Source organism: Parahoeflea alexandrii, from assembly GCF_027214025.1.
Lineage (GTDB): Bacteria > Pseudomonadota > Alphaproteobacteria > Rhizobiales > Rhizobiaceae > Hoeflea > Hoeflea alexandrii_A.
In genome coordinates this window covers 1-1,824 of the sequence record NZ_JAPWHB010000020.1, presented here as the reverse complement: position 1 = coordinate 1,824, position 1,824 = coordinate 1, and the positions used below count along the sequence as shown (strand labels likewise).

The 1,824-nt window shown below is 59.9% G+C and carries 2 protein-coding genes; one reads left to right on the top strand and one right to left on the bottom strand.

Annotated elements, in window-relative coordinates; translation table 11 throughout:
* Positions 1 to 1,061 (bottom strand): VCBS domain-containing protein (locus tag O4H62_RS26240; RefSeq protein ID WP_269391839.1); only part of this gene is annotated, 1,061 nt, incomplete at its 3' end.
* Positions 1,062 to 1,512: 451 nt separating this feature from the next.
* On the opposite strand from O4H62_RS26240, the gene O4H62_RS26235 reads away from it, so the two are divergent.
* Positions 1,513 to 1,824: hypothetical protein (locus tag O4H62_RS26235; RefSeq protein WP_269391838.1), on the top strand; the 312-nt coding region annotated here is incomplete at its 3' end.

Here is a 1,824-nt window from a genome sequence, read left to right as displayed (position 1 = left end):
AGCGGCGCAAGGTCAGCCTGCTCGTCAACCGTGCCCGACTGCACGCCCGAGGTGATCACCGGCGCGTCATTGGTGCCTGTCACCGTGATCGTCACCGTCTGGGTGGCCGTGAAGATGCCGTCATTTATCTGCACGTCGAAGGACAGGGTGATGACTTCGCCCGCGGCGAGGAAATCCACCGCGGCGTTGCCGACCGCATAGGTCCAGGCAATCGACCCGCCTGCGGCGGTTGTCGATTCGACGGTGATGCCGCCTGGCGTATCCAGGCTGAAGCCAGCGAGCAGCGCATCGAGCTGCGCCGCCGTGAGCGTGCTGCCGTTGTTGAGCACTTGCGAAACGACAGCGCTGGCTGCGACTTCCGCCGTGCGGGTCTCGCCGAAATCCGGATCGAAAAATGTGATCGAGCCGGTGGCGGCAACAGGGTCGGCATCGATGCCGCCCGGATTGTCGACAGACTCGACGATCCCGCCGGTGGACACGCCGCCGGTCACCACCGAGGCAATGTTGCCGGTATTCTCATCGATGGCAGCCCCGGCCCCGCCGTCACCGGCTCCCGAAGTATCCCCCAGCAAGCTCAATGTCTGCAGCCCGTCACCGGCGATCGATGCCCCGCTCGAATCCTCGAACTCCCCGCCCGAGCCGGTCGGAGTCTGTGGCGAGACTGAAAGCGTGTTGTTCGGACCGGCGGCAACATTGAAGCCGCTGGTTTCGAGCGTTGCGACCAGCGCCTCCTGCGGCACCTCGATGTCGCCGATGATGAAGGTCGGCACATTCAGCGCACCGCCGATGATCCGGATCTGCGAGCCGTCCGGCTGGATCAGCAGCAGGTCGTCGCCGTCAAGCTGGATGTTCTCGATGCTGGCGCTGGCCGCCAGCGTCACCCGGTTTTCCGCATCGGGAACGATGATGCTGATCCCCGGCGCTGCGCCGGAAGCTTCATTGCCCGATGTCGTGCCGGAGCCCGTGTCTGCCTGCGCCATCAAGACCGCGTCCAGGCCGCTGTCGGCCTCTGCGCTTTCGATAATGGTTTCCGAATTATCAAGGCCGCGGTCTTCAATCATGACAGGACTCCCAAACTGAATTTACCCACCCTTGACCAGTTAGTATTTCATCAACAAATACTTTGAATCGAAATCGAATACATAGGTATGCCAATGGGGACTTTATCAAGAAATGGTAAATTTTACTGCATATTTAATTATGCTTTTTAGCGGGCGCTGATTCCCGAAGACCCGACACGCCGACAACCGGACGAAGTATCCATTCCGTCCGGAGAAAGATAATTTATTCAATTTTTATCGAATTAAATATGTATTTGTTGGTTTTGTTTGTTTTCAAGATCTTATGTTTGTTTGAGTAGTCTTATCCCAACTAACGGGGAAGGCATAACAAATGTATAGCCAAGTAAAAAAGAAGATTTTTCTCTCAAATACTACATTGGCAATCTCGTTACTCTTCACCGTCGCCGCACAGGCAAATGTTGATGAGACACCCCGAACAAAACCCGCGGTTTTGGTTGAAGCAAATACACCCGGCCCGCTCGCCCCTCCTCGCGCTACCGTCCCGGACGGCGTCGCAAGCCTGGCCTGGCTGTCCCCGGCGCCCCTCTCCACCACCTTGCGCCTGACCCGCACTGGCCTGCCGCTGCTTGCCGCCACGCCGGCCCCCGCCCCGGCCCAGGCCCAGGCCCAGGCCAATGACATGGCCGGTGGTTCGATCAGGCAAGCCGCCAATGATCTGCCGGACGCCCGCGACCCGATCATCACCGCCTCGATCCCGGCGGCAGCCGCTCCCGCCGGCGGCGCCGTCACCCGGGCCGCCAAA